The organism is Pseudoalteromonas sp. TB64 (genome assembly GCF_000498095.1).
Classification (GTDB): Bacteria; Pseudomonadota; Gammaproteobacteria; order Enterobacterales; family Alteromonadaceae; genus Pseudoalteromonas.
The window spans coordinates 1-1306 of record NZ_AUTQ01000055.1 but is presented as its reverse complement, the minus strand read 5'-3'; the positions used below and the strand labels follow the sequence as shown (position 1 = coordinate 1306).

Sequence of the window (1306 nt, the reverse complement as noted above, 5' to 3'; positions counted from 1 at the left end):
GTTATATTTTTAGGAGAAGTATTTTGAATAAAGTAGTAATTTCATTAGCTCTAGCAACAAGTCTTTTGGGCGGTTGCTCGGATCAACCAGTCACTGCAAACATTGTGCAAAGTGTTACAGATTTCGATTACACAATGAATAGCAAGCAAGCTGTTTCAATTTCATTTGGCGAGTCTAAAGATAATTTTTGTTCAGCTACAATTTACCGCAGTTCAGTACAAGCTGGTTATTCAGTTACATCTAAACAAAAAAGTACAAAGGATATATCAATGGACTGTAATTGGGGCGGTAAATACTATGTCCAATCTTCTAAGCACCCAACTTCCGCAGTCTTAAATATTATTGATCTAGATTCTGAATCAGGTTCTGTTCAAATAGGTGTTTCTGTGCATTTGGTTAATCCATCTAGTGATAGTTATTTCACTCTAAAAAATATAATTTTAAATCTGAATAAAGAGCAAGTTAGCAATTTAGTAAAGAAAATATAACAAGTTAATCAACTGGACGTATTACGGTTGTCGCGGTTTTTGCTAAAACAAAAAAACGGCAAAAACAACGCCAACCTACACGCCAGTTATTAAGGCGTTATACGAACTTGGACTATGTAGTGAATTTTAAATTACGGTTAAATAATTACATTAATCTCTCTAATAAATGGCTTACCAAATTTGTATTGGTGTGGTGTTCAATTTCATTGCTAGTAGGTGTTTACGCTATTAATGATTTAGGTTTAGCCATTGCAGCTCCGTTGATGACAGTTTTTATGTATTTTGCAGGCATGGCAATGCTAATGTTTATTATTGGCTTCCAACGTGTAAATCCCTTTAACTCGCCCAAATCTAAACTTGTAGACTATGCAATTATATTTTTCTGGTGCGGTGGTATTTTTGGATTTATTAATTTTTTAACTTTCGGCATATTTGAAACTAGTGAGTTTGAGAATTCAAACTTTTTCTTCATAGTGGCTTCTGTATTCCCTTTGGGGGCATCTTTAGGTGCAGCTAAACAGTGGAAAAAAAGCCAGGCTGATGTGTAGGTTCGTATAACAACACGCCCTGAGGTGGACGACTAGTAAAATTTAGCTATTAATTGCAAATTTTAATAGTGGTGAACCTCTGCGTTTTAAGGCCGCTAAATACGTCGATTCATCGTAGGGTGTATTCGTTTTCCAACATCTAAATACAATCCTTATCCATTTAAATGCCAGTGATCTAATAATGCTGTTATGCGGCTTACCCTTGGCTTTTTGTTGCTCATAATACGCTTTAGCCCAAAACGAATAACGAATAGAAAAGCCTGCCCATTC

At 35.3% G+C, this 1306-nt stretch carries 2 protein-coding genes and 1 pseudogene; 2 read left to right on the top strand and 1 reads right to left on the bottom strand.

The window, feature by feature from the left end:
• On the top strand, positions 1–488 hold a 488-nt coding region (locus L647_RS0102045; RefSeq protein WP_033024456.1), incomplete at its 5' end, for a hypothetical protein.
• 119 nt (positions 489–607) lie between these two features.
• Positions 608–1036, top strand: coding sequence for a hypothetical protein (locus tag L647_RS0102040; protein WP_024609720.1), 429 nt, complete (start codon positions 608–610; stop codon positions 1034–1036).
• Between the two features lie 42 nt (positions 1037–1078).
• On the opposite strand, the pseudogene L647_RS0102035 reads toward L647_RS0102040, so the two are convergent.
• Positions 1079–1306 (bottom strand): annotated as a pseudogene (locus tag L647_RS0102035) (IS110 family transposase); the annotation flags it as partial.